This is a genomic window from Serratia sp. JSRIV004 (assembly GCF_019968705.1).
Taxonomy (GTDB): Bacteria; Pseudomonadota; Gammaproteobacteria; order Enterobacterales; family Enterobacteriaceae; genus Chania; species Chania fonticola_B.
Map to the genome: position 1 here is coordinate 589,065 of NZ_CP074140.1, position 23,830 is coordinate 612,894.

Below are 23,830 nucleotides of genomic sequence, written 5' to 3' on the forward strand. Positions count from 1 at the left end.
GCGATGTTTATTTCTTCCTACCCAGCGCGGCCCAGACATCCAAGGAGCTGTCCATTGGGGCGTAGTTAATCATCACTGAGTCGGCCAGGTTCGGCGACTTGGTGCCGTCAGGCTGTTTATCCACGATGATTTTGCCAACCCCATTTATTGAATAGGTTGGCTGTGAAAGCTCGATAATGAGTTTGTCTTTCCTCTCCATGGTTCCGCTGATGGAGATGATTTCGTCGGGGTTGTAGGCCATGCCTTCTTTTACTGCCCGGTAGGTGTTCTGGAATAGCTTGCGTAAGCGCCACCAACTTTGCGCCTTGGCATTGGCGAAGAAGTCTTTATTTAGTCGCCCCTTCTGTCCGCTATCTCCTTTTACGGCCTCTTCATCCGGCTCAAACACTGAGCTACTGCCACGGAATGGCGTCGCTGTAATCTGGCGCACCTGCTCAATCTTGCGCTTTTCATTGATAGCGCGGGCGTCACCACGTACCCCTGCACCTAGTCCATCCTCATCAAAGCGGAAAGCCTCTAGATCATGGAGGTCGCACAGGCCGAAAACTTTCTCGACCGAACCGTAGATATCACTACCCACACCAGACCACTCCTCCACATCCTCCAGCAGGAAGCCGTGACGCCATGAGAGAGCGTTTTTATCTCGGCCCTCGTCCGCCACATCCATCGCACCCAGGCGCTGGCCGGTCGGCTGGATCCCGAGTTTGATATGAGCATCAACAGCGGCCTGCACCCATTCAGACGGGATCAGAACACCTTCAGCTGAGGCGCTATAGTTCAGGTCTAGTTCCTGCGCCACAATCACCGGGTTATCGATTTTTTGGCATTCTTTCGCGTACCACTCATCATCCTTGCGCGGATCGCTGCGCCAGTGAAACGTGAATACGGGAATGTTGCCGCTGTGGCGTTTCTGCGCGAACGGGTTGTTCATGCCGTTGACCGATGAGAGATCGATACGGCAGCGCGTGGTTTGCGATAGGGACGCATCGATTAACAGCGGGCGCTGGAGGAATGCGCTCTCGTCCACGAAATACATGGTTGAGCGGTCACCGCGCCCGATGTTGTCACCAGCCTCACCCTTGATGATTGAGCCGCTATCAGGGAACTCTACGCGCATGTATGGGGCGTGTTTCTTCTCGTCCCACGATCCGCGAAACTCTACGGGCAGCGTGGCAATAAACTTGCGGGCCTTCCAGAATAGCGCTTTAGGGTCGCCGGTACTGTCCACATACTCTTCTTTGCGCGAGCCGAACCCTATCACCATCTCTTTATTGAAAAGGCATAGCGTGGCACTCAGGCCGACTGATACCCAGCTAAGGCCCATTTCGCGACTTTTGTCCGTCAGCCCGTTCTCCATATTGCGACGGCGATCCATGACCCAGTGAACCCACTCTTCCTGTTTGGGGAACAGCAGAAACGGAATGGATACCGGCAGGCCGTAGTCCAGGTTGCGCGGGTCGGTGGTCATGCCCCAGTCAATAATGAACTGAGCAGGGTTGTCACGGTAGAACGCCCGGAGAGCGGGCAGCATTTCAGGATTAGTGCGAATGCGCTGTAATCGCTCCATGCGCCACTCGAACACCATTTGATAATCAGGGTTCTTGAAGTCGAACGGGAACGGAATAGGCATAACTGACTACTCTGGAAAAATGAGAGAAAAATGGGACTTTTTAACATAAACACCGTTACCCGCACCGCCGTAACACCACTCGCCCACACCGTGCCCTCAACGCCCTGTTTCCCAGGGATTTCACGGCAAGATAGCGAGGAACGGACTGCATAAACGCTGCATAAAAACGGCCAATTTTGCATAGCATTAAAATTGAATGAACCGGCTATTTCTGCCAGTTTCACCCCATCATCTTGCTGTAGGCCTCTGCGGCTTCTTCCGGTGTCATGCTGACTGTCTCGGTCTGAATTGGGCCACCGCCAGCGCCGGTCACTTCGGTTTTCTTCGGTGCCTCCCAGCCCTGCATTTCGCCGATCTGCTTGATGGCTCCGCGTGAGTCATGCAGCTTTAACTTGATGCCCTCTTTGCCAGCGGTAACCTCTGCGATTGCGTCCAGCAGTTCCGGGTGTTGTTTCACCGAATCCTTGAAGCGCCAGGCGGCCTGAATAATCTCTTCGCCAGTATCAGCATCAACGCCAATCTTGTGCTCTGAGAAATCCACCAAGTCACGGACGCGAGCGCGGCCCATCACTGATAATCGTTCCAAGGCTTCCGTGCGTGTCATGATGGACTCGCTTACCGTTTCGTACTGTACGGACTGGAGGAAGGCTTGAACGTTATCAAATGTTACCATCCGGCTAGCTTGCGCCCTTGCTGTGTCATCTGTTTTTGCCTTCCCCCCAGCGGCTTTGTACGCCTCTGTCTGGTTCTTGCCTTTGATGAGGTGCGTGACAAACTTTTTCTGTAGCGCTGTCAGGGCATCGAAAAGCGCCTTCTGTTCTTTCGTTAGCGTCATTTTCGACTCCTTTTAGAACTATCTACTGCTTCTTGAAGTATAACCCTCGTGATTTGGGTAACCCGTCCAGCAGGAAACAGGCCGATTATTCTGCCAAGACGGAAAATTAGCCTGGTATTTTGGAAGAAAATAAAATGCCACCAGCAGCCGTGCGCAGGGTGCGCGGTAGGTGACTAATGGCAGCATTGCTTATCTGTAATATCGAACCCTCTCAGCGAAAAGGCTCTGTATTACTCCCGGTTTCGTCCACCACGGCACCGGTAGGCCGCTACGCTATGACACGGTGTTACCTGTTATTGATTAACCCCACCCACTCGGCACAATAGGAAAATGCGTCACGGTTAAGACGGAGAGACAGCGACAGGTAACGCATTATCGAAGCCACTCGGCGAATGGCTCCTGTAATGCAATCAGACTCTAACGAAGGATGCATCGGTGGTGATGAGGCGGCGGATCATCCTGGCGGCTTCACCCTCAATTTCTGCGATGGTTTCCGGTGTCAGTCGGCGTCCGGCATATTTCTGTTCTATCTGAGAGAAAATGCTCTTCACGTCGGAGCTTTCGGGGATGAGGATTTCGATACTTAGCTGGGTGCCAGGGAAAATAAAATGGTTGGGGCATATCTGCATTGGGGTTGCAGTTTCCACCTCTTCCTCTTCGACCTTTACGCCATAAAGGTCCATGAAGATTTCAGTGATTTTTTTTACTTCTGACGCGCCTGCCGCCGACATTCCTGGGCTGCTCAATCTGGCCTTAATCACTTCCAGCGCAGCCTCTTGCCCTTTCAGTGGTAACAGTTGAATATTGGGTTTCATGCGTTATCCTCAAAAAAGAAAGCCCCGGACTATGCCGAGGCTATTGGTTGTTTCTCGTTTTATCCCGCTGCCACTTAATCAGCCCCTCAATCCGAGAGGCGCACACATCAAGTTCGTTCTGCGCCACATGCAACGCTACGACCGCATCGCCGAACGTTGAGCCAGTAAACGGGGTTTTCTCGCATAGCTGCGTATATACCGCTGGCGGGTACACGTAGATAATCTGTGGGGCCGGTGCTGGCTTAGGCCTTTCCGTGCAGGATGTCGATAGCAGAATCAGGCAGGCGCTGATTGCTACAGTCGCTAGACTCCAACGCTTTGCGCAACGTTCTGTTTTCAGCATCGGCCTTGGCCCTCTTCTGCCGTTCGATCCGTAATTGTTCTTCGGTGGCGCGCCGGCCAGCGTCGATTGACTCTTTCAGCGTGGTGATCGTTTCGTCGCGGCTTTCTATGCCCTTCGACAACTCGGTATTAGCATCACTTAGCGTCTTGTTCGCCTTATTGGCTTTATCTAGCCGGTAGGTCAGCACCCCGTTAATGCCGCCCAGGCAGATAGCCACCAGCAGCACGCCGACCAATCCATATTTCATTTCATGCTCCAGGTGCAGAGTTCATGCTCTATCGCCCGGCGATTCATCAGCCCTTTCCACTGCTTACCGCCTGCGTATGTCCAGCGACGCAGCTCATCACAAGCACCCTTATGGTCACCTGCGTTGATTTTCTTCAGCATCGTGGAGTTACGGAAAGCGGTGACACCAACGTTATACGCAAAGGTGTAAATTGCGGCCCGCTGGGTGTTGCTGATGTCCGAGCGGATGTAGGGATCGACACCAGCGGCCACTGCCTTTAAATCAGCATCAAGCAATGCCCTGCACTCTTTCTCTGTGTAGCGCTTACCCTTGATGATGTCTTTGCCGGTGTGCCCATAGCAAACGTCTAGCGTTCCGGCGACATCCGGTGAGGCAACGTACTTTATGCCCTCAAGCTCTGGAAGCATCACACTGGCAATCACCAGGGCGCTACCGGCCAGATATGGCGAAAGCTTTCTCAACAATCCTTCGCGCATGTTAAATCTCCTTCGGGGCTTTCTCGCCCAGTTCGGCAATAACTTGCACGGTGGCTGATGGGTTGCTTGGGTTTGTCTTGTCGCTGATTTCCTGCAGTATTCTGGTCCGCTTCATTTGCTCTCGCCGATTCAGCCGATAAGTCAGGATACCGAGCGCAATACTGAACGCCACGCCGATAATAAATCCCCAATCTTGCAGTGATAAGCTAGCAAAGAAGGCGGCAAGACCAGCACTGCTGTATGTCGCGTTGCTGTATCTGTCGTCCATCTTCATGATCTCCACCTCCCGCATTCGGGCAGTGTGCTGTTTTAAATAGGGTTAGCCCGCCAGGCCGTAGTCACTCAGCGATAAACGAGGGTGTTGGGGTGATTGACTGTTTTAACGGGCGACTAGATGCAAAAAGGCCACGCATATGCGCAGCCCTATGTTTTGTTGATTTCAATCAATTAACGATACGTTCAGGATTGCTTAAAAACATAAGAATCGTTAATGATACTAACCACTAGCTTGCTCAAGCAGCTAATCCATCTTATGTAGTGCCGGTTCCCTGGTGTTGGTCATATTGACTCCCACCGCCCTAACGGAGGGTGGTGGTTTTTTTTGCATTCAAATCGGCAGCAGTGTAATTATAGATGCCCATCCTGAAGTTGGTGGCATGCCAACCAAAAATGACAACATGCCTTTCTGAACGCCTGGCCCTGAACAACTCTAGTTGCTTAGGGCATTTTTTTCTTTAAACAATGCGATAGATAGCACTAGGAAAAATCATGCGTGAATGGCTCACATTACTGTTTTTGGTTTCCACTCTGGCGATTTTGTCAGCTTTATTGTTTTTCAACATGATTTGGTTCAAATAGCAAAAAGCCCCAGCGGTTAGGCTAGGGCTTGAATGGGTGCAGGTCTTTCCCTGCCGTCACTTCACATCGAGGGGCGCATTCACAAACCCGACAAAGGGATCGACTGTGCGTGTCAAAAAATAGAATACGCCCTTCTGATACGCCAGAATAATCGGTTGAGCACTCACCACTGAGATGACCCGACATCATTCCCTATACAAGCCAGCAAGTGCTCATTCGATTGTTCTGGAGCGGTCAGCGGGAATCGAACCCGCATCATCAGCTTGGAAGGCTGAGGTAATAGCCATTATACGATGACCGCTTTGGTGGCCCTTGCTGGACTTGAACCAGCGACCAATCAGTTATGAGCCGACTGCTCTAACCAACTGAGCTAAAGGGCCGAAGCGCGAATACTAATGCAGTGAGGATAACCGCACAATACCCATTGATATCTCTTTACAATTCACGATATTTCTCTGCTTCGAATTTCTCGCTCAACTCCAAGCTGTTTGGCAGTAATGCCCAGGCGACGTAGAAATCATGCGGGATCATTTCTTCCATCAACCAGGTGTGAATACCAATGTGGTAAACCTCGCCGTCTTCTTCAAATGCCCGAATGTGTCCTTCATGCCACCCATCGCAGGGATTGAGCACCAGCACACTTTTGCCGTCGAGGTCTGCTGTCGGTAGTTCGCTTGCGGGCCTAAAAATCAGTTGCTCGGTTACCTGCTGTGACATTGGCGATCCCCATGAACGCAAAAACCCCGCCGTAATATTGGCAGGGTTTCGATGGTAAGCGGTGTGGCGAAGTAACCACTCTTATCAGATTAACGCCTATTTTGTAATTACACAACCCTTTTTAGTGCGGGTGGATAAATACATTCCTTTTGGCAAGAGGCATCCATTTCCAGAGGAACATTTAGCACAGCAAGGCAGCCATCAATAAACCCCTCAGCTTTCTGCAGCCGGGTAGATACGTGATTGTGCGATATACCTAATTTCATGGCCATTGTGCGCAACGGTAATCGTTGGACGTAATACCACTCCAGTAACGTGCAAAGGTACGGGTCTTTTTTCTTGAGGCAAGCCACAGCTGAATTAATAATAAGTCCATCATCGTCACAGCAACTGGGCCGAGATTTTCCTGATGCCGGTAACAGCCCTTTAAACCCACCAGCGATCGGCGAATAACCCACACCAGCTCCTTCATTGGCCGCCCATGCGCCATAGCGTTCAAGTACCAATTGAATATCACGCATTACCTGCCCCCTTAGACTCATATCTCGCCGCTACCAGCGCCATTCTGACAACCAGCTTGCTGTGCGCCATGTTTAATAATTCAAGCCGTTCCATCCAGATCCCGACGCGCCCGGTGTAACCACCATGAGCGGCGCGGATGTACTGCTCGATGGTGTGCTCATCTTCTGAGGTAAGTTTCATGCCGCTGCCTTTTTGTAGAAAACCAACTCACGAACCTGATCACCGTTCACAATCATGTCGTTAAAATCTCCCGCATCGCACCAGCGGACACTGACAGACACTAAATCGTTTTTAGCTAACAGGTTCGCATGTGCGCACTCAAACGCTGCCGCCTGTCCGGTGGCAGAGTGAAGATCCATATCAGCAAAAACAATCAGGCTTTTTACCCCGGCTGGTACTCTGAATTTCTTCATGAAATTACTGTTAATGGTGGCCCAGGTATTAACACCGTAGACTTGATGGCAGGACAGCGCTGTCTCTATGCCCTCCGCAACACCCAGCGTGGATGAGACAGGGAACATGCGAATTGCAACCGAGCGAGCGTGATCCAGGTAGTTCTGTTCCTGCAACGATTTAAGACGCTTGGCGCTATCACCAATGCTTGCCTTTTTGTCACCGTCAAGCAGTGTCTGGTGTAGGTAGCAAAGCTCCCCCTTGTCATCCGTGGCCAGTGAATAGAGCGCCTGGTACACCTGTCCGGCATGGCGCTGACGGTCATTAAAGCGAACAGCCTCAGCAGGCAGACGGTTGATCCCGCGCTGACGCAAATACTCGGCGCCCGTAGTTCCCCGCAGTTCGACCAACTTGGAAAACTTGCTGATCACGCGCTGCCGTTGCTTTGCTGTCGAGCTATTGGCAGGTAAAGCCATGTGCCGATAACTGTTGCCAAGAAGCTGATCCACCTCCGCGCACAGAACCGCGAATGATTTACCTTGTGTCAGGTTAAGCAGCTTCATCCCATCACCGCTTTCGCAGGTGCAAATCCACGACCCCGTACCTTGGTGATCATCTATGCGGAATTTCCCTCGAGCACCACACAGGGGACACTCCCCCTTGAAGTGATTCTTTCCGGTAATCGGCGGTAAACCAAAATATTCAAAAATCTCGGCCCAGCGGCCTTTTGCTGCTTCTGATGTTTTCACGCGGATTTCCTCAGGTGCTTACGTATTTCTTCAAGATGGTTTTTGGCATTGTTCGTTTTAGTAGGGACGGAACTGCCGCCACTGCAAGGCTGCGAAACTGTATTCATGGCTTTCGCGTTGCCCTTTGCGAACTTAATTAATTTGTGTTTGATGTAACTGTTGACCTCTGGTGTTATCTCCATAGGAAAATCACTCAGATTGTTCGGCCACTCGCCAAACTTGTCGCGGAAGGTATGGGAGCACCAGCCATCACTAACGGGTTTTCCCATAGAGTTACGCTGACGCTGGTAAAATTTGATTTGGCTCCACCATTGCTGTTTGTCGGATTTGGTGAAAACCGGCTTACCCTTGCCAAGCCTTTTTAGCCCGCGCTGGGTATCGGTCTCCACATCCTGACCGGCGAGCGGCTTAAAACCGCATTTCGGGCAAACGTACACGCCAGCAGGCTTCATGAAGTGGCACTCGCTACACTCTTTGGGTAACTTCTCCTGACGTTCTTCGGCTTCACGGCTGGCGGCATCCTTCATGCCATCGCTCTTAGAGGGCAGTTCGTCGTATTCGATAGCGTCTGGAAAGCCCAAGCGATGAACCGTTCCGCTGTGATCGAAGATAAGACATGAGTCTTTTCCTGGTGCTGTGCGAAGCCCGCGACCAAGCGCTTGAAGCCAGCGGATCTCGCTCTTTGTAGGACGGGCATAAATGACGCAGCGCACATCGCTATCAAAGCCCGCCACTAGTACGCCAACACTAACGATGATTTTCGTAGCGCCGGTTTCGAACCGATGAATGATGAGTTGACGCTCGTCCTGTGGGGTTTTATCCACCATCACCTCGGCGTTGATCCCCACCTTGTTAAATTGCATCGTCACGAAATTGGCATGGTCTTTATTGACGCAGAACGCCACTGTTGGCAGGTCACGACCATGCTGTAACCAGTTGTCCACGATGTCGCCAACCAGATCCGAGCCGCACATAATTTCTGCTAGTTGGTTTTCGTTATAATCACGGCCGTAATCAGGCGTATTGGTCGTTTTTACCCCTTTCAGGTCTGGCTTGCTCGGTGCATAGAATTCGTAGTTGCTCAGGTCGCCGCGCTGGATTAATTCACTGATGGTTGTCGGTTTCACCAGTTGCTGATAGTAATTACCCAGGAACGGGGAAAACGGCGTACCAGACAGGCCAATCACCTTAACGTTCGTCTCACGGGTCAGTCGCTCAATCTCAATCAGGATCTGCTTTTGACGAAGATGGGCTTCATCAACGATCAGCAGGTCTATGTTGTCGGGGAACTGGCGGCGGATCAGTGTGGCGGCACTGGCGATCTGAATCTTCAACGACGGGTCATAGCTCGGGTGTTTCTGCCAGATAAAACTAATCTCGTCCTCCGGTAACCCGTATTCGATAAAGCGCTTTGCAGTCTGGCTAATTAAAATTGTGTATGGGGCAATGAAGAGTACCCGCATACCCCGGCTCACGTGACCATCGGCGATAAAGGCCGCCAGTCCCGTCTTACCGCTGCCGGTAGGTGCATAGACCATGAAAGAGCCGAATGACTTCCAGTAACGCCGCAGCATGTTCAGCGCCCGCTCCTGTGCAAAATTCGGTGTGATACTCAGCATTGTGCCCCCTTGCCGCCAGTGCGATAATTGCGTTGTGATGTGGTTGGCATAACTTCCCCTTCACATGGCTGGTTGACCTCCCTCAAGGCAACCAGCCGCCTTCTACCTTCCGTTCCCCCTGTCAGATTTACTCTTCCAGAAGAAACACTCTCTAACCGTTTAAACATCCAGCCATCTATACATCTGAGCATCCGTTGTGACATACCCCCTAGATCGAGACCTACCTAACCTATGGAGTTGTCTGTTGGAAAAGGCGCTATTCCTACCCCTACTCCCATCTCCCCCCTTACCCCCCTCTTCCCTCTTCCCCAAAAAAACCGGGTAGCGGCATAGGTGGATAGACATTTAGCCATCTAAAACCAAACACCTTTAAGTCTGGTTGTCCGCAGGTTGCTTATCGCTTTCCTGCCAGGGGTGGTTCTGCTGTGTACCCCTGTAGTGCCTTGCAGTGACTCTTCACAAACTCCCTGAGCCGGGTGTTGGCCTCATGCCTAGCCCTGTTCTCTTGCTTGAATGACACCGGTTCCTCGTCCCACGCCGCCTGATAGACATCTGCGTACAGGGCCACAACCTTGTGCCGAGCAGACGCCGTAAACCTCTGCAACTGCTCCTGTATCCACTTGGCATCATCCGAGCTGTATGCCTTCGGCATGATGGTTGTGAGATAGTCAGGCTGACTCACAACAGAGATCCTTGACGCTGTTTTTTACCGGTCTTGCGCTCAGCCTTGCCGGTCTGCCCTTGCGCCCACACTCTGGCGCGGTAGAGGCAATCGTCGAACGCCGCCCCCTTCTTGCTCGCCTGTGACATGCAGCGGTAGTGGTCCAGTCCGATCCCTGCCCCCCCTGAGCCACTGTCAGCGGGAATCCCTCTGCCATCAGCTTTTCGGTGATGTGCTTGCGAATGAACTCTTCTGGTGTCATCTCACGGCCTCGACTGCTTGATCAGCTTGTCCGCAAGCCTTGCCGCGATGCGAACCCAATCAACACCCTCACCCACACGGCCCGAATCCAGATACTTCTGCGCATCTGCGAGAGCATCACGCAGGGTATTTGCGGTATCGCGTTCAGTTTTAGTCATCATTGCTTCCTCGCTTGGCAATACACCGCAGGCATAACCGCCCTGGTGTCATGGTTAGGCCCTGGTTGGCTACATTGACGACACTCCGCCTTTGGATGGAAACGGCTTGGTTTCATAAGCAGCAATTTTACCTTCATTAGAAACCTGCACGAAAATATGGCGCCCCGCGCGAAGTGCTTTGCTTATTGCGATTTGGGTGACACCTAGGTGATTTCCGGTGCGCAATTGTCCGTTTTCAGCAACATACTCTTTCAGAGTAAAAGTCATCATATTTCAATCTCGCATTTAGTATCAAAAGTACTACCACCAATAGTACTATCAGTAGGAGACATTTTCAAACTAAAGGTATTAAATATTGCTATGATGATGAAAAGAACATTGACGACAGAACAGCTTGAAGACGCGGCGCAGTTGAAGGCTTTGTATGAGTCAAAGAAGAAGCAGCTTGGAATCACTCAGCAGCAAATTGCTGATGCGTTAGACATTTCACAAAGCGCGGTTGGTCATTATCTGAACGGAAGAAATGCCTTAAACCTTAAAGTCGCATCTGTTTTCGCTAAGATCCTTGGGGTTCAAATCATAGATTTTAGCCCAAGCCTATCGCTAGAAGCCAAGCGCCTATCTGGTTTGTCTAACGTGACATTTGATAGCAATCACAAGAAGACTCCTGCATACCCTCTCATTAGCTGGGTAAGCGCGGGGGAATGGTCTGAGGCGTGCGAACCTTACACCCTGAAAGACATTGATGAATGGTTTGAGTCAGACGCTCATATTGAAGGAAGTGGGTTTTGGCTTCGAGTTCAAGGTGACTCAATGACATCACCAGTGGGCATCAGCATTCCCGAAGGGATGATAATATTGATAGATACAGGCAAGGAGCCTAAGAATGGTAGTTTGGTGGTAGCAAAATTAGAAGATGTGAACGAAGCTACATTCAAAAAATTGGTTATCGATGGTGGGCAGAAATTCCTTAAGCCATTGAATCCATTATACCCTCTAGTGCCTATTAACGGAAACTGCAAGATCCTAGGTGTAGTGGTGGAAGCTAAGTATCGCTTCATTTAACCCCGCAATACCCACAGAAAACCGGCAAACGCCGGTTTTTTTTCATCTAAATTACCTTCATTTTCAATGAATAAAACCATTGGTAATTATTTTATTATCACTTTAGTATTGATAATACTAGTACTTTAGGTACTATTATCTCATCAGCAAACAACGGAGCCAGTGAGATGAGCATAGAAAAAATTTACCATATGAAAGGATTACCGGATTCACAGGGAGATGATGCTACATCCATAGATTATGCGAGCATTGCAGATGATGCTGAATTAAAATTAATTAGCATTATGGATGCAATCGGCATTATTGGATCGGATATTACAGTTGAAGCAAGCAAGAAAAAAATTAACCCTGAAAAAATAGAGTCGCTCGGTGGGACAATTGCCGAACTCTCGGAACTTGCCTTATTTTTAAATAAAATTTCTATGGACTCACACTATCTTAGTGGCCTTAAAGACGGCTCTGGCAACACCGCCAAGTAATCACCAGAGCCTAATCAATGTAAATACCTACCGGGTAACTAACATGATCGAGAAAAAGCATAACACAAAGGTTTTCATTTTTGCATCTGTTTTACGTTGTGACCCAAAATCACGCCCTGTTATGCAACGTGTGATAGCAGCTACCGAGAAAGAAGCTCGCCGCCAGTTAGTGCGTGATTATGTGCTTTCTTTTGCTGGCCGCTTTCCATTAACGGAGAATGCATCATGACCAGACTCCTGAGCAAAGCAACAAAGGCCGTTCTGAATGAGGTTATCATTCACGTCGCGCCGGAATTCAGCGGACGCTTAACGGTTTATATTGAGAATGGTGAACTGAAAGCATACCGCCCATATGCGCCAGAGGAAATTACGGCCACCATGAGAACCTTTATTGAATTGGCAGAACGGGCGGGATGGAAAGTAACTCCACCGGAGGAAAGTTAATGGACGTTTATCAGCAATCAATCGTTAAAGATATGCGCACACTGTCTGTTCCTGAGTTAAAGGAGCTATCTCGCGACAGTGAAGGTGCGCATAGAGCATTAATGAACGGTATTGAGGCTATTGGTGACCTCATGATTACCGCCGAAGGCTCGGAAAACTTCTCGGACAAAGAAGCTAGAGATCACTTTTCACCAATCGGGGACTTACTTATACAGCTCGCTCGCTACAGCAACGCATTGTTTGAAAATTCAGGCAATGCGGAATTTGAGTTAAATAAAAGAAAGAATAAACCTGTAGCTAATAAATAAAAAATTCATAGCAATTTTAATCACAGACTCAGGCTGACGGATTCGTTCGGCCTGAATCTAAGGATTGAGTAATGAGCAACCAAAGCACGATAGCGAAATACAGAAATCGAATTATTGAAGCCAGACTGGCATCAATGAAAAAAAAGACTGGTAGCCACTGCATTCTAATTAATTTACCCGATGGGCGCATGAGTACGGTTGAGTTATCGGAAAGTAAATTAAATAACTGGCTGAAATATTTTGAACTCGTCGTTTATGACGGCAAGAAACGCACAATTGCCGAACTGGAGATTATTGACCACTACCAGACTTGCATGGGTAAGGGCTGCGACAAGCTCAGCGAATTCGGGAATAGCTTCGTGAATGGACTTATTAAAGAAATGTCGGCGTCCACCAGTAATGGTGATATCGCCACCATTGAGGGGAAGCCATGCAACTAATCGACGCCCAGTGCCGGGCAGAACAGGCAAGAGCGGTTCTTGATATGTGGCTTGAAGCGGAAATCCTCGACCACAGCGAATCGGCTCTGGTGTGCGCGTTGATCACCATCTTGGACGGGGTGCCTGAGTCAATCCGGGATCACATTAACAGCCTTCCTATGTCAGGGGAAAAACCATGAGCAACAAGCCACTGAAATACCACAATCGCCGCGAGAGACCCCTGCACCGGCTGCCATTTATCGGTTTACGGAGTGATAAGTCAGGGGCCTCATTCTGGGCTGTGCCACGTACTGGCGACTATCAAGGCAGCGTTGAGGCTGGGGAGGCTCTGGCTTGCATTTATTTAAAACACCTGCGAGAGCACGGAACCTCTCCAGCAGGAAATCTGCAGTTCGTCGTCCTTGAGATGTGCGGCATGGGAAGCCTTGGGGTTCATTTGTCTCAGGAGCAAAACTCGTTAGCTGGCCAGATAGTTGGCTTCTTCTCAACGCTGGATGGCTGGCTCGCGGCATCAGCTAAGGGTTTCGGTCGCAATCTGGATCACGCTGATCCTTTGGAACTACTAGCTAAAGCAAATACAGGGCTTGATCTGCGTAAACCAGCAATGGGGGCCAAATGAAACTCAGCCCCTACATGCTCAACGCCAACCAGGCGGTCAAGTTCGAGAAGGCCGATCAGTTGGAGCTTGCGGCCACGTTCTGGCGTCAGGCCAGCGCGGTAGCAGTGAAAGAGGTTAACCGCGACTGGGCAGACGTACGGGCGGATCGCTGTGATAAGCGCAGGACACTGGCAGTTCGCCATGAGGCAGCTCGTCAGAAAGCAATCGCCGAAAAGGAAGCTAAGCGGGTCGCCGAGGCGCTCGGTAGCCACATCAACAAGACCACCAGCGGAGGAAGCAATGATCAAGGTTGAAAATATGACTGATGAGCAGGTTATTGAGTTCTTGAAGGGCTCAGGGAAAACAGTTCCAGCGTGGATGCTGGACATGAAGCGTATGAGATCAAACGAAAAGTTAACTGAAACTGAATTGTTTGAATTCGCCGAGTTTTACAGTTCACAGTTGCGTACCAATGCCGCATTGCGGTACCTGCACGAATGCATAGAACGGTTCGGTCGCAGTGACGATGGAGGGGAAATTTTCGTGCACGAAAACGTGGTTATGCAGATTGACCAGCATGTTATCGAAACGCTTTTACAGCACCAGGTAGAGGCTCCGCTTTTGGAGGAACGTCCAAAGGATCGATATGTCACGGTGATGCAGTTTTACCAGATGGACGAGCTGAACCGCAAAGAAACGGATTCAACGTGGATGCGCGACTTTATCGACAGCGTATTTATCGAAGGTGCCAACGCAATGCTCGAAGGCGAAGCGGTGCCGGAAAAGAATCTGCACTAAGGGGCCGAGGATGGGAAATCAGGATAACGCAAATGTATTTGGCGTCCACTCTCGCCACTACGAACCAAAGGTAAAGCACCAGCGGCGTCAATCTCGGATATATAGCCCAGAAGAGTTTCTGGCAATGCCGATGGTTCAGGAATTTATCAAAAATAACCCTAACCAATATTTCGTTAACGAAGAAACAGGCGAAATCATGCTAGCCCAAGAACTCGCTGAACTCTATGTCAGCGTAAACAACGGCAAGAAGCTGAAAAAATACCTGCGTCGTGCATTTGGAGATAAGACATGAAAAAACATAGCAGCAAACAAGCACAAGCTTCAGGCATTAACAAGCCTTGGTACCAGTTTTGCTACCTGGTTACCGAGGGGCGCTCCTCGGTAGAGATGAATTATTACACCAGTCGCGCTCACAGCAACGAACTCTCAATTGCGACGGTCGCTGTTTATGGGGCTATGGCGATCAAAAATCATAACGCCGGGGTTGATGACGTAGAACTCCTCGGTGTCCGCCTCCTGACCGATGAAGAGGTTGGAAAGTTAAACCCCGACCTGAATGACCGTATCACTCGCAGCGAAGAGGAATAAGCGATGAATAATCTCATTAACAACAAACCATCAATGGATAGCCTTGAAATTGCCGATCTGGTTGGCAGTCGTCATGACAGTGTAAAGCGAACCATAGAGCGCCTGTCTGATATTGGTGTAATCCAACTTCCACCAACGGTGAAAGTTGAGAATAAACAATCAAATAGCCCAAACCGTTTTGCAGATGGTTACCGTTTTGAGGATGAGCAAGGTAAACGCGACAGCATTGTCGTTGTAGCTCAGCTCTGCCCAGAGTTCACCGCCAATCTGGTCGATCGCTGGCGTGAGCTGGAAGAAGAGCGCCGCCGCCCGAAATCGCAGGCTGAAATTGTCGCTGCGATGGCTATGGCCAACCTTGAGCAAGAGCGCCGCCTGAACCATGTAGAGGATCAGGTTGTTGCCGTGACTGAAACTATCGAGAACATCAAACGTGGTTCCGTGCCTGCTGGCTGGTCAGGCTACTCCGTTCTGAAGATTAAATCAGGCATGACACCGCCCAAATGCAAAATGCTCGTTAAAGCGTATGGCGTACCCACCGACACCATCACCATGCTGACACCTGACGGTCAGCCACGACCGATGGCTATCGTCCAGGATGCCCCTTTCATGGCTGCATTCCGCCAGATGATGTCCGAAGCAGAGCCGCGCGGCACACGTTGGTGGCACCCAAGCATGGGGCTGTTTCAGGCGATTGGCTGGGAGGCAAAGCAATGATGTTCCCTACCGATATTCTACGGGCCGCCCTTCACTGTGTGGCCGACGAAAACGAGCCGCGCGAGTACCTGCGAGGGGTGTATATCACCCCTACTCATATCAAAGCCACTGACGGGCGCGCAGCGGTGATGATGGAGCATGGCGATAAAACCGATATCGACGCGGTGTTTATCGTTCATGGCGACATTCCTGATGAAGCAGAGGGTACGGAAGTTGGAACATTTGACGGTGCCTGGTATGCCATTCACTACGTCTCTATTGACGAGGATCAGGCTACGCGGGTTGGTTGCAACCGGCTCGAGCTGGTCGAATGCTGCTACCCAGATTTCAGCAAGCTACTACCGGCAGAGGCCGAGCCTTGCGATGAAATGCCGATGTTTGCCGCCCGGCTGCTGGCGTTACCTCACTTAATGTTTGGCAGCGCATTTGGGCCAGTCAAGTTCAAGCCCTACGGCAAAACAGGCCCATGCCAACTAATTTTAGACCCGGTGACCGATCATCTCTACGGCACCCCGTTCCTGGTGATTATGCCGCTGCGTGATAACGCCTTTGAACTCTGCGCCGAGGTGATCAAATGAAAATCGACTACCAGGATCACGGCGTGACAGCCAGCCTAACGATCACCAGCTCGGTGTTTGAGTTCCGTAAGCATAACCGCGTGGTAGATACCGCCCTATTCCTTACGAACGTGACAGCCAAGCACACCGGGTTTTTCATCATGAAGTCTGCACTATCCGGCAAAACGCCGGTTGTGATGAGGGCTTATAAAGTGGCGCTGCAGGAGATGGCCCGATGACAGATACCAACGTATTCACCTTGGTTCAACTCGTTAAGTCAGGCAAAGGCGACCCATCGGCGGTTACTGATGCGATTTGGGATGCTGGCTATCGGCAGCCAGAGCGCACCGCTGAGGAAGCGGCGCAGATCACCATAGACACATTTTTCTACTGCAACATGTTCGGTATGCCTACTGAGTGCTGGCCGCGCAACTACGACAGTGTTCTTCAGAATGAGCTGATGAAGGCGGTTGTCGGTGAGGATTTTGAGTTGGACGGCGCGGATCCGGTAGCGATCGCCAAGAGCGTGATAAAGGCTGGGTTTAAGCTTAGCGCCAATAGCCAGAACAAGGAGGCCACAGATGGGGAAAATGGCTGATATCAAAGACGAACAGGTAAAGGTAACCGTCCATGTTGACGATGGCAGGGACTGGGCCAACTGGCTTGTCTGGAGATCGAAAACCAATTACCGGCGCAGTAATGGCGTTAATGAACCACCACCAGCGCGGCCACAAGTCTCGCCAGTCAGGATCATGCCGAAGAAAAAGCCCCGCAAACGGGCTTACCGGATAGTAGGACAAGCAATAGGAGCTGTGTGATGAGCATCCAACTGAACCAAATCAACCTTCTTGCTGCGATAACTGCGGAAATCGATCGCCAGCACCCAGGAACCGGCGTTGAAGCAAGGCGGTTTAACGCCATAATCAAAGCTGCAAACGATATCTGCGCCGAGTTTGCCAAGCCGGTAGTTAAGGCATCGCCGGGGATGGTGATCGCCGCTTGGCTGGCCAGCGACGACACCGGCTTAAGCAGCAAGTTTATGGCGTCCGCTCTTACCGGCGAGTTCAAGGCGGAAAACCATTACCCACGTGATCCGGCTGATTTTGGCCGCTGTCTGCGCCTGGTTAATGCGGTGCCGGGATTGGCTGAAAAGATTGGTGACATGTCACAGCACGGCAAGCATTGGGCGGTTGTGGCTGCCCATTGGGATGAATGGGTAGAGGTTTACCGGTTGGGGGATAGCGATCGCTTGTATCGGCTGATGCAGGCTTGTTATGAAGGGGGTGAGTAATGTCCCGCACAATTAAAATCACTGACTGGGCAAAAGAAGAGTTTGACGAGCCGGTGCCGAGTTATCCGACACTGATTAAGTTCGCCAAAAATGGCATGATATCGCCCCAGCCAGTTAAGGCTGGACGGCACTGGCGGGTAGAGCGTACAGCGAGGTTTGTTGGTATGGCTGTCAGGCCGATAGTGAAGAAAGACGATGATCCACGATTGAAGAGGATTCTTGAAGATGGCGCGACCACGTAAGTATAACGTCACCATTCCGGGCCTATCGTGCTATACCGACGCCAGAACCAAAAAGGTTTACTGGCGTTACAAGCACCCCGTGACAGGGAAGTTTCACGGGCTAGGCACCGATGAAGAGGCGGCGATAGCAATCGCTACAGAGGCCAGCTCCCGGCTGGCTGAGCAGAAGATGAGTCAACTGCTTATGGCTCGCGACAAGATCAGCCGCAGCTTAGGCGAAGGTATTTCAGTTAGCGGATGGCTTGATCGTTACTGGAAAATTCAGGAGGAACGTCTGCATCTTGGCGAAATCAAAGCCTCAACTGTGAACCAGAAAAAGAACCCAGTAAAAGTGATGCGATCAGAAATTGGCAACAAACAGCTTGCCGAGATTAGTGTGCGTGACATTGCCGATATTCTGGAGCCGTACAAGGAGCGTGGACAGGCCATCATGGCCCAGGTTGTTCGTCGGGTGATTATCGATGTGTACAAGGAAGCCCAGCATGCCGGGGAAGTCCCTCCCGGTTACAACCCCGCCCAAGCAACAAAAAACCCAAAAGCCAAGGTTCAGCGGCAACGTCTCGATCTGGATGAATGGCAATCCATTTTCGAAACCGCCGCATCATTCCAGCCTTATCTTCGTAGGGCTATGCTGCTGGCCATTGTCACTGGGCAACGTCTCTCAGATATTGCCAACATGAAATTTTCTGACGTTTGGGACGATCATTTGCATGTAGAGCAGGAGAAAACAGGGGCTCGCCTGGCCATACCATTAAGCTTGCGGTGCAATGCGATAAACATGAGTCTGCGCGAGGTTATAGCGGAGTGCCGGGATCGGATCGTAAGCCCGTACCTACTCCACCACCACCACACAGTGGCAACCGCGAAGCGAGGCGGCCAGATTGGCGATAAGAGCATTACAACCACATTTAGCAAAGCCAGGGATCAATCAGGGTTGAAATGGAGCAAGGGAACCCCGCCAACATTCCATGAACAGCGGTCACTCTCCGAGCGCCTATACCGTGATCAGGGTATCGATACCATGTCTTTGCTTGGGCATAAAAACCAGCAAATGACCGATAAATACAATGATGACAGGGGCAAAAATTGGACAGTGATCGCGGTGTGATAACGGTTATTTTTTGTACCGTTTTGCAGAAGAGTTTTGCAGGGGTTTTGCAGAAGATATTTTGTGAAGCTAAAAACAGGCGGTTTTCACGGCTATCACCGATAGAAAACTGCCTTTATATCCAATCACTTATAAACTATTTCACCCTTCGGTTCATAGGCCGCTGCGTCTAGTGGTGAATGCTTCTCGATATACTTCTTGAGTATTTCGCCAATTTTTTGGTTATTGGCAATGGCCTGGTTAATGTTATAACTAACTTATTGGCATTAGTGGTTCATGCAACTGGAAGGTCTGATAAGTCAGTTAGGGGTAACGCCGTGATCAAGGAGGGGGAATGGACAAGGAGTGGTTTACCGCCAACGAACTGAAAGAGAAGGGTGAATTGGGCAGCTCCCCGCAAGGGATCAATAAGCGGGCACGTGAGCAAAACTGGCGATGGCAGCGGCGTTTTGGCAAGCAGGGGGTGACCAAGGAGTATCATATCAGCAGCCTGCCCCTCTCGACTCAAAACGAGTTGTATCCCCAGCGGTATCTCCTTGCCGCAGAGGAATCGGCGGCTTATACCGTCTCCTGTGATGGGGATCCTTGGGTGCGTTTGCAGAGCTATCTGGCAGGTATGAAACCTGACGAATACGCGGTTTTATTGAGTTTTCTGGCGGAGAATGGGGCTGCGGGGCTACTGGATCTCATTAGCAAGGCAAATAAATAGGCCCGCATTGCAGGCCTATTTGAATATTAAGAAACTTAAATTTCCTAAAAGTCTCGTTGAACCGCCAGATGCGCTAATCCTTCCAGTGCGGTTCGATAAGGCGAGTCGGGCAAAATCTGCAATGCGGCGATCGCCTTGTCCGCTTCTTCTTCTGCGCGCTGACGTGTATAGGTGAGTGAACCACACTCCTGCATGGTAGCCAGAACCGGCTCCAGCAGATGGCGGCCATTCCCCTGTTCAATCGCGCCACGGATCATCGCAGACTGCTCGGCATTGCCATTATGCATCGCATGCAACAACGGCAGCGTCGGCTTGCCCTCGTTCAAGTCATCGCCGGTATTTTTACCCAGGGTCACGCCGTCTGCACTGTAGTCCAGCAGATCGTCGATCAGTTGGAATGCGGTGCCAAGATAGCGGCCATAGTCTTGCAGCGCCTGCTCTTCGGCCGGGTTAGCCTCGGAGAGGATGGCTGATGACTGGGCTGCCGCTTCAAACAGACGAGCGGTTTTGCTGTAGATGACCCGCATATAGTTTTCTTCACTGATATTCGGATCGTTGACGTTCATCAACTGCAGCACTTCACCTTCGGCGATTACGTTGACCGCTTCTGACATCACTGCCAGCACGCGCAGCGATTCCAGGCTGGTCATCATCTGGAAAGCACGCGTATAAATGAAATCACCCACCAACACGCTGGCGGCATTGCCAAACGCCGCGTTGGCGGTCGCCTTGCCACGGCGCATGTCGGACTCATCCACCACGTCATCATGCAACAGGGTAGCGGTATGGATGAACTCTATCAGAGCAGCGACGGCAATGTGTTTATCGCCTTGATAGTGCAAGGCCCGTGCCGCCAGAACGGCGATCATCGGGCGAATGCGCTTACCGCCACCGCTGATAATGTAATAGCCAAGTTGATTGATGAGCGTGACATCGGAATTCAACTGTTCGAGAATTGTTGCGTTCACGGCCGCCATATCTTGCGCGGTTAACTCAGTAATTTGTTCTAGGTTCATTGTATTTTTTTCAGCTGTGTTTCTGTTGACCGCGATGAGAACGCTGCTCACATCGGTACATGGCGGTAACTGTCCTGTTGATTGTACTTGAAAATCGGCCCAGATAAACGTTGTGAGAGAAACTGTGTTTTTTTTCTTCTTTTTTCACCTTCTGGCCCTAATCTGCTCTTGTCATATGCGGGATTATTGCGTAGAATTCGCGCCCTATTGTGAATATTTATAGCGCGCTCTGTACTGAACAGTTGGGCACGCGGAAAGCGGAGTTTTATATGTACGCGGTTTTCCAAAGTGGTGGTAAACAACACCGAGTAAGCGAAGGTCAGACCGTTCGCTTGGAAAAGCTGGACATCGCAACTGGTGAAGCGGTTGAGTTTGACCAGATTCTGATGATCGCTAATGGCGAAGATATCAAAATCGGCGTTCCTTTCGTCGATGGCGGTAAGATCAAAGCTGAAGTGGTTGCTCACGGTCGTGGCGAAAAGATCAAGATTGTTAAGTTTCGTCGTCGTAAGCACTATCGTAAGCAGCAAGGTCACCGTCAGTGGTTCACTGATGTTAAAATCACCGGCATCAGCGCTTAAGTTAGGAGAGCGGATTAATGGCACACAAAAAGGCTGGCGGCTCGACTCGTAACGGTCGCGATTCAGAAGCTAAACGTCTGGGCGTAAAACGCTTTGGCGGCGAAGCAGTACTGGCAGGCAGCATCATCGTTCGTCAGCGCGGCACCAAATTCCACGCTGGTACCAACGTGGGTTGCGGCAAAGACCACACTCTGTTTGCTTTGAAAGACGGTAAAGTCAAATTCGAAGTTAAAGGCCCGAGCAATCGTAAATTTATCAGCATCGAAGCTGAATAATTTTTCGAGCCTTACGAAATAGATGTTAAGCCCCGCAATTCGTTGCGGGGCTTTTTACATTTATAGATTGCTTGTGCCAGACGGCACAACGCACAGACAGTGAGAAGATGGAAAAAAAACAGCAGGCTGGCGTTGGTATTTTTCTGGCGGTCACCACAGCGGTTTGCTGGGGCGCACTGCCTATCGCAATGAAAGAAGTGCTGGAAGTGATGGAGCCGTTTACCATCGTCTGGTATCGCTTTACGATTGCCGCCATCGGCCTGGGGATGATCCTGGCAGTGCGCGGGCGCTTACCTCCGGTGAAAATGTTCCGTCAACCCCGCTGGTTGCTGTTGCTGGCGATCGCCACTGCCGGGTTGTTGGGCAACTTTGTCTTCTTCAGCTCTTCGCTGCAATATTTGAGTCCGACGGCCTCGCAGGTTATCGGCCAACTCTCGCCGGTGGGCATGATGTTCGCCAGCGTATTGATCCTGAAAGAAAGGATGCGTATCACTCAGGTGATTGGCGCTCTGATGCTGATCTGCGGGCTGATGCTGTTTTTCAACGTCAGCCTGATCGAGATCTTCACTCAGTTCACAGACTACACGCTCGGTGTGTTGTTGTGCGTGTGTGCAGCCATGGTTTGGGTGACCTATGGCGTGGCGCAGAAAGTATTACTGCGTCGATTGGCCTCACCGCAGATCCTGGTCTTGTTGTACACTTTATGTGCGATCGCGTTATTCCCGCTTGCGAAGCCAGCGGTGATTTTCCAGCTCAGCGGCTGGCAATTGGCCTGTCTGCTGTTCTGTGGTGCTAACACGCTGATTGGTTATGGTGCGCTGGCGGAAGCGATGGCGCGCTGGCAGGCGGCCCAGGTGAGTGCGTTAATCACGCTGACTCCCCTGTTTACCCTGCTGTTTTCAGATTTATTGGCGCTGGCCTGGCCACAGGTATTTACCGCCCCGGCATTGAATGTCGTTGGCTATGTAGGTGCTTTTGTGGTGGTTGCAGGCGCCATGTTTTCCGCAATTGGTCACCGTTGGTGGCCGCGACGGGCAGAAACCAACCTGGTTGCTTCTTTGAAGCGGCCCGGTGAATGAGTTACGGAGACGGTAAATGAAGTTTGTAGATGAAGCAGCGATCCTGGTCGTGGCAGGTGATGGCGGTAATGGTTGCGTCAGCTTCCGCCGCGAAAAATACATCCCGAACGGTGGGCCAGATGGCGGTGACGGCGGTGACGGCGGTGACGTTTACCTGGTGGCAGACGAAAACCTGAATACCCTGATCGATTACCGCTTTGAAAAATCTTTCCGGGCCGAACGTGGCCAGAATGGTCAGAGCCGTGACTGTACCGGTAAACGCGGTAAAGACGTTGAAATCAAGGTACCGGTCGGTACCCGTGTGCAGGATCAGGGCACCGGTGAGATCCTCGGTGATATGACCCGTCATCAGCAGCGTCTGATGGTGGCGAAGGGCGGCTGGCACGGCCTGGGCAACACCCGTTTCAAATCCTCGGTAAACCGTGCCCCGCGCCAAAAAACGCTGGGTACCAAAGGCGAGATGCGCGATATCCTGTTGGAGCTGCTGCTGCTGGCGGATGTGGGCATGTTGGGCCTGCCGAACGCCGGTAAGTCGACCTTCATTCGCGCGGTTTCTGCTGCCAAGCCAAAAGTGGCGGACTACCCGTTCACCACGCTGGTGCCGAGCCTGGGCGTGGTACGTATGGACCATGAACAAAGCTTCGTGGTGGCGGACATTCCTGGCCTGATCGAAGGCGCACATGAAGGTGCTGGCCTGGGGATCCGTTTCCTGAAACACCTGGAGCGTTGCCGCGTGTTGCTGCACCTGGTGGACATTGCGCCGATCGACGAGTCCGATCCGGTAGAGAATGCCAAGGTCATCATCAACGAGCTCAACCAGTACAGCGAGAATCTGTCGCACAAGCCACGCTGGCTGGTGTTCAACAAAGTTGACCTGCTGGACGAGGAAGAGGCCGCCGAGCGCGCCAAGGCGATCGTAGAAGGCATGGGTTGGGAAGGTAAGTACTACATGATCTCCGCTGCGAACCGCGAAGGCGTTAACGCGCTGTGCTGGGACGTGATGAACTTCATCAATACGCAACCTAAAGCCATGGCGATCGAAGAAAGCGCGCCAGAAAAAGTCGAGTTCATGTGGGATGATTACCACCGTGAGCAAATTGCTGAAGTGGAAGCTGAAGCGGATGACGATTGGGATGATGATTGGGATGAAGATGACGACGAAGGCGTCGAAATCGTCTACCAGAAGTAATTCTGCGTAATAAAGTAAGGGCTCGGTTCGATGAACCGGGCCCTTGTTGTTTGTTGCGGTTGCTG

41 protein-coding genes, 2 tRNA genes and 1 pseudogene are annotated in these 23,830 nt (G+C 51.1%); 24 read left to right on the top strand and 20 right to left on the bottom strand.

All coding sequences use genetic code 11. The features are described 5' to 3' along the window. Positions 1-7: 7 nt before the first annotated feature. The 18 genes from KGP21_RS02670 to KGP21_RS02750 form a co-directional block, all read right to left on the bottom strand. On the bottom strand, positions 8-1,630 hold the full coding sequence (locus KGP21_RS02670; RefSeq protein ID WP_223537104.1) for a TerL protein: 1,623 nt from the start codon (positions 1,628-1,630) through the stop codon (positions 8-10). Between the two features lie 220 nt (positions 1,631-1,850). Further along, complete coding sequence (locus KGP21_RS02675; protein WP_223537109.1) at positions 1,851-2,465, bottom strand: terminase small subunit; 615 nt, start codon at positions 2,463-2,465, stop codon at positions 1,851-1,853. Positions 2,466-2,875: 410 nt separating this feature from the next. Beyond that, entirely contained in the window at positions 2,876-3,280 is a 405-nt protein-coding gene (locus tag KGP21_RS02680; protein ID WP_223537112.1) for a hypothetical protein, read from the bottom strand. Between the two features lie 40 nt (positions 3,281-3,320). Next, a complete protein-coding gene (lysC, locus tag KGP21_RS29680; RefSeq protein WP_223537115.1) occupies positions 3,321-3,623 on the bottom strand; it encodes an Rz1-like lysis system protein LysC in 303 nt (100 codons plus the stop codon). Next, a complete protein-coding gene (locus tag KGP21_RS02690; RefSeq protein WP_223537118.1) occupies positions 3,523-3,870 on the bottom strand; it encodes a DUF2570 family protein in 348 nt (115 codons plus the stop codon). The genes lysC and KGP21_RS02690 overlap by 101 nt, the downstream gene beginning before the upstream one ends. Then, positions 3,867-4,346 (bottom strand): lysozyme, encoded by a 480-nt coding sequence (locus KGP21_RS02695; protein WP_223537120.1) that lies wholly within the window; start codon positions 4,344-4,346, stop codon positions 3,867-3,869. The genes KGP21_RS02690 and KGP21_RS02695 overlap by 4 nt, the downstream gene beginning before the upstream one ends. A gap of 1 nt (position 4,347) precedes the next feature. Continuing rightward, a complete protein-coding gene (locus KGP21_RS02700; RefSeq protein ID WP_115158790.1) occupies positions 4,348-4,620 on the bottom strand; it encodes a hypothetical protein in 273 nt (90 codons plus the stop codon). An 810-nt stretch (positions 4,621-5,430) separates the two neighbouring features. Beyond that, positions 5,431-5,505: transfer RNA gene (locus KGP21_RS02705), tRNA-Gly, on the bottom strand. A 2-nt stretch (positions 5,506-5,507) separates the two neighbouring features. Further along, positions 5,508-5,584: transfer RNA gene (locus tag KGP21_RS02710), tRNA-Ile, on the bottom strand. Positions 5,585-5,639: 55 nt separating this feature from the next. Further along, positions 5,640-5,921: a hypothetical protein gene (locus KGP21_RS02715; RefSeq protein ID WP_223537123.1), complete on the bottom strand. Its 282-nt coding sequence runs from the start codon at positions 5,919-5,921 to the stop codon at positions 5,640-5,642. A 107-nt stretch (positions 5,922-6,028) separates the two neighbouring features. Then, positions 6,029-6,442 (bottom strand): antiterminator Q family protein, encoded by a 414-nt coding sequence (locus KGP21_RS02720; RefSeq protein ID WP_223537126.1) that lies wholly within the window; start codon positions 6,440-6,442, stop codon positions 6,029-6,031. Then, a complete protein-coding gene (locus KGP21_RS02725) occupies positions 6,435-6,623 on the bottom strand; it encodes a hypothetical protein (protein ID WP_223537129.1) in 189 nt (62 codons plus the stop codon). The genes KGP21_RS02720 and KGP21_RS02725 overlap by 8 nt, the downstream gene beginning before the upstream one ends. Continuing rightward, entirely contained in the window at positions 6,620-7,585 is a 966-nt protein-coding gene (locus KGP21_RS02730) for a toprim domain-containing protein (protein WP_371824838.1), read from the bottom strand. Before KGP21_RS02730 ends, KGP21_RS02725 begins: the two co-directional genes overlap by 4 nt. Next, positions 7,582-9,159, bottom strand: coding sequence for a DEAD/DEAH box helicase (locus KGP21_RS02735; protein WP_245398489.1), 1,578 nt, complete (start codon positions 9,157-9,159; stop codon positions 7,582-7,584). The genes KGP21_RS02730 and KGP21_RS02735 overlap by 4 nt, the downstream gene beginning before the upstream one ends. Before the next feature lie 439 nt (positions 9,160-9,598). Next, positions 9,599-9,856, bottom strand: a complete 258-nt coding sequence (locus KGP21_RS02740; protein ID WP_223538497.1) for a hypothetical protein — start codon at positions 9,854-9,856, stop codon at positions 9,599-9,601. A 26-nt stretch (positions 9,857-9,882) separates the two neighbouring features. Beyond that, the gene (locus KGP21_RS29615; protein ID WP_256461397.1) at positions 9,883-10,014 is read right to left on the bottom strand and encodes a hypothetical protein; all 132 of its coding nucleotides are present in this window, start codon (positions 10,012-10,014) and stop codon (positions 9,883-9,885) included. Between the two features lie 114 nt (positions 10,015-10,128). After that, positions 10,129-10,287, bottom strand: a complete 159-nt coding sequence (locus tag KGP21_RS02745) for a hypothetical protein (protein WP_223537135.1) — start codon at positions 10,285-10,287, stop codon at positions 10,129-10,131. Between the two features lie 66 nt (positions 10,288-10,353). Beyond that, complete coding sequence (locus KGP21_RS02750; protein WP_371824839.1) at positions 10,354-10,554, bottom strand: Cro/CI family transcriptional regulator; 201 nt, start codon at positions 10,552-10,554, stop codon at positions 10,354-10,356. Between the two features lie 90 nt (positions 10,555-10,644). Between KGP21_RS02750 and KGP21_RS02755 the strand changes: the two genes are divergently transcribed. The 19 genes from KGP21_RS02755 to KGP21_RS02845 all read left to right on the top strand — a co-directional run bounded on the left by KGP21_RS02755 (position 10,645) and on the right by KGP21_RS02845 (position 18,916). Beyond that, complete coding sequence (locus tag KGP21_RS02755) at positions 10,645-11,349, top strand: LexA family transcriptional regulator (RefSeq protein WP_223537137.1); 705 nt, start codon at positions 10,645-10,647, stop codon at positions 11,347-11,349. A gap of 167 nt (positions 11,350-11,516) precedes the next feature. After that, positions 11,517-11,828 (top strand): hypothetical protein, encoded by a 312-nt coding sequence (locus tag KGP21_RS02760; protein ID WP_223537139.1) that lies wholly within the window; start codon positions 11,517-11,519, stop codon positions 11,826-11,828. Positions 11,829-11,871: 43 nt separating this feature from the next. Then, on the top strand, positions 11,872-12,057 hold the full coding sequence (locus tag KGP21_RS02765) for a host cell division inhibitor Icd-like protein (protein WP_223537141.1): 186 nt from the start codon (positions 11,872-11,874) through the stop codon (positions 12,055-12,057). Further along, positions 12,054-12,272 (top strand): hypothetical protein, encoded by a 219-nt coding sequence (locus KGP21_RS02770; protein WP_223537143.1) that lies wholly within the window; start codon positions 12,054-12,056, stop codon positions 12,270-12,272. The genes KGP21_RS02765 and KGP21_RS02770 overlap by 4 nt, the downstream gene beginning before the upstream one ends. Then, positions 12,272-12,580 (top strand): hypothetical protein, encoded by a 309-nt coding sequence (locus tag KGP21_RS02775; RefSeq protein ID WP_223537145.1) that lies wholly within the window; start codon positions 12,272-12,274, stop codon positions 12,578-12,580. The genes KGP21_RS02770 and KGP21_RS02775 overlap by 1 nt, the downstream gene beginning before the upstream one ends. A gap of 71 nt (positions 12,581-12,651) precedes the next feature. Then, positions 12,652-13,020, top strand: coding sequence for a hypothetical protein (locus KGP21_RS02780; protein WP_223537147.1), 369 nt, complete (start codon positions 12,652-12,654; stop codon positions 13,018-13,020). Beyond that, a complete protein-coding gene (locus KGP21_RS02785) occupies positions 13,011-13,199 on the top strand; it encodes a hypothetical protein (protein ID WP_223537149.1) in 189 nt (62 codons plus the stop codon). The genes KGP21_RS02780 and KGP21_RS02785 overlap by 10 nt, the downstream gene beginning before the upstream one ends. After that, positions 13,196-13,639 carry a hypothetical protein gene (locus tag KGP21_RS02790; protein ID WP_223537151.1) on the top strand — a complete coding sequence of 148 codons (444 nt, stop codon included), beginning with the start codon at positions 13,196-13,198 and terminating at the stop codon, positions 13,637-13,639. Before KGP21_RS02785 ends, KGP21_RS02790 begins: the two co-directional genes overlap by 4 nt. Next, positions 13,636-13,932, top strand: coding sequence for an ANR family transcriptional regulator (locus KGP21_RS02795; RefSeq protein WP_223537152.1), 297 nt, complete (start codon positions 13,636-13,638; stop codon positions 13,930-13,932). Before KGP21_RS02790 ends, KGP21_RS02795 begins: the two co-directional genes overlap by 4 nt. Then, positions 13,919-14,416, top strand: a complete 498-nt coding sequence (locus KGP21_RS02800) for a hypothetical protein (protein ID WP_223537154.1) — start codon at positions 13,919-13,921, stop codon at positions 14,414-14,416. Before KGP21_RS02795 ends, KGP21_RS02800 begins: the two co-directional genes overlap by 14 nt. A 10-nt stretch (positions 14,417-14,426) precedes the next feature. Then, positions 14,427-14,708: a hypothetical protein gene (locus tag KGP21_RS02805; RefSeq protein WP_223537156.1), complete on the top strand. Its 282-nt coding sequence runs from the start codon at positions 14,427-14,429 to the stop codon at positions 14,706-14,708. Next, positions 14,705-15,004: a hypothetical protein gene (locus tag KGP21_RS02810; protein WP_223537159.1), complete on the top strand. Its 300-nt coding sequence runs from the start codon at positions 14,705-14,707 to the stop codon at positions 15,002-15,004. The genes KGP21_RS02805 and KGP21_RS02810 overlap by 4 nt, the downstream gene beginning before the upstream one ends. Positions 15,005-15,007: 3 nt before the next feature. Beyond that, positions 15,008-15,718 carry a Rha family transcriptional regulator gene (locus KGP21_RS02815; RefSeq protein WP_223537162.1) on the top strand — a complete coding sequence of 237 codons (711 nt, stop codon included), beginning with the start codon at positions 15,008-15,010 and terminating at the stop codon, positions 15,716-15,718. Beyond that, the gene (locus KGP21_RS02820) at positions 15,715-16,296 is read left to right on the top strand and encodes a hypothetical protein (RefSeq protein ID WP_223537164.1); all 582 of its coding nucleotides are present in this window, start codon (positions 15,715-15,717) and stop codon (positions 16,294-16,296) included. Before KGP21_RS02815 ends, KGP21_RS02820 begins: the two co-directional genes overlap by 4 nt. Continuing rightward, positions 16,293-16,514, top strand: coding sequence for a hypothetical protein (locus KGP21_RS02825; protein WP_223537166.1), 222 nt, complete (start codon positions 16,293-16,295; stop codon positions 16,512-16,514). Before KGP21_RS02820 ends, KGP21_RS02825 begins: the two co-directional genes overlap by 4 nt. Further along, a complete protein-coding gene (locus tag KGP21_RS02830) occupies positions 16,511-16,873 on the top strand; it encodes a hypothetical protein (protein WP_223537168.1) in 363 nt (120 codons plus the stop codon). The genes KGP21_RS02825 and KGP21_RS02830 overlap by 4 nt, the downstream gene beginning before the upstream one ends. A gap of 219 nt (positions 16,874-17,092) precedes the next feature. Further along, complete coding sequence (locus KGP21_RS02835) at positions 17,093-17,566, top strand: hypothetical protein (RefSeq protein ID WP_223537170.1); 474 nt, start codon at positions 17,093-17,095, stop codon at positions 17,564-17,566. Continuing rightward, on the top strand, positions 17,566-17,808 hold the full coding sequence (locus KGP21_RS02840) for an excisionase (RefSeq protein ID WP_166734323.1): 243 nt from the start codon (positions 17,566-17,568) through the stop codon (positions 17,806-17,808). The genes KGP21_RS02835 and KGP21_RS02840 overlap by 1 nt, the downstream gene beginning before the upstream one ends. Continuing rightward, positions 17,792-18,916 carry a site-specific integrase gene (locus tag KGP21_RS02845; protein WP_223537173.1) on the top strand — a complete coding sequence of 375 codons (1,125 nt, stop codon included), beginning with the start codon at positions 17,792-17,794 and terminating at the stop codon, positions 18,914-18,916. Before KGP21_RS02840 ends, KGP21_RS02845 begins: the two co-directional genes overlap by 17 nt. A 125-nt stretch (positions 18,917-19,041) precedes the next feature. On the opposite strand, the pseudogene KGP21_RS29685 reads toward KGP21_RS02845, so the two are convergent. Then, positions 19,042-19,125 (bottom strand): annotated as a pseudogene (locus KGP21_RS29685) (bifunctional metallophosphatase/5'-nucleotidase); the annotation flags it as partial. A gap of 125 nt (positions 19,126-19,250) precedes the next feature. Here KGP21_RS29685 and KGP21_RS02850 point away from each other — a divergent pair. Beyond that, on the top strand, positions 19,251-19,625 hold the full coding sequence (locus KGP21_RS02850; RefSeq protein WP_021807528.1) for a DNA-binding protein: 375 nt from the start codon (positions 19,251-19,253) through the stop codon (positions 19,623-19,625). Positions 19,626-19,669: 44 nt separating this feature from the next. Here KGP21_RS02850 and ispB read toward each other — a convergent pair whose 3' ends face one another. Further along, positions 19,670-20,641, bottom strand: coding sequence for an octaprenyl diphosphate synthase (ispB, locus tag KGP21_RS02855; protein ID WP_021807527.1), 972 nt, complete (start codon positions 20,639-20,641; stop codon positions 19,670-19,672). A 269-nt stretch (positions 20,642-20,910) separates the two neighbouring features. On the opposite strand from ispB, the gene rplU reads away from it, so the two are divergent. The 4 genes from rplU (at position 20,911) to cgtA (ending at position 23,765) form a co-directional block, all read left to right on the top strand. Continuing rightward, positions 20,911-21,222, top strand: a complete 312-nt coding sequence (gene rplU / locus KGP21_RS02860; RefSeq protein WP_004955927.1) for a 50S ribosomal protein L21 — start codon at positions 20,911-20,913, stop codon at positions 21,220-21,222. A 17-nt stretch (positions 21,223-21,239) separates the two neighbouring features. Further along, the gene (gene rpmA / locus KGP21_RS02865; protein ID WP_004933559.1) at positions 21,240-21,497 is read left to right on the top strand and encodes a 50S ribosomal protein L27; all 258 of its coding nucleotides are present in this window, start codon (positions 21,240-21,242) and stop codon (positions 21,495-21,497) included. 107 nt (positions 21,498-21,604) lie between these two features. Continuing rightward, positions 21,605-22,576, top strand: coding sequence for a DMT family transporter (locus tag KGP21_RS02870; protein WP_223537175.1), 972 nt, complete (start codon positions 21,605-21,607; stop codon positions 22,574-22,576). A 16-nt stretch (positions 22,577-22,592) separates the two neighbouring features. After that, the gene (gene cgtA, locus KGP21_RS02875) at positions 22,593-23,765 is read left to right on the top strand and encodes an Obg family GTPase CgtA (protein WP_021179040.1); all 1,173 of its coding nucleotides are present in this window, start codon (positions 22,593-22,595) and stop codon (positions 23,763-23,765) included. Positions 23,766-23,830: the final 65 nt, after the last annotated feature.